Raw genomic sequence first — 454 nt, 5'->3', positions numbered from 1 at the left:
GGTCAGGTCGTAGAGGGTCACGCCGTCGACCGTCTTCGAGGTGAAGTTCTCCGTCACCCAGCTGGAGATCTCCCGTGAGGACGAGCTACCGCCGTTGGCCTGACCGAAACCGCCGCCGCCGATGAAATAGTGGATCTTTCCTTCGGCGACGTACTGCTTGAACTGTGCCAGGGTGGGCGAGGGGTCGCTCCCGTTGAACCCGCCGACCGGCATGACCGGGTCCTGGGTCGCGAGCTGGTATCCGGCTGCGCTATTCGAGCCGACCGCGGCGGCGACCCAGGTGTAGGAGTCCGCGTTCTGCCTGAGCAGCTTCACGATCGCGTCGCTGGGAGTGACGGCGCTGAGTAGACCGCCCGGGCCACCGCCCCGGGTCTCCTGCCCGCCGAGGATCCCGTTCCCCAGCACGCTGGTTCCGGTTCCGGCACCACCACCCGCCTGGCGGGGCATCCCGCCC

1 protein-coding gene is annotated in these 454 nt (G+C 68.3%); it reads right to left on the bottom strand.

The window, feature by feature from the left end; genetic code table 11:
* Positions 1-454: mannosyltransferase YkcB-related protein (locus ACY45C_RS17145; RefSeq protein ID WP_462188571.1), on the bottom strand; the 454-nt coding region annotated here is incomplete at both ends.

The organism is Frankia sp. CcWB2, assembly GCF_977927585.1.
The sequence above is the reverse complement of the archived record's forward strand: the minus strand, read 5'-3'. Positions and strand labels throughout refer to the sequence as shown.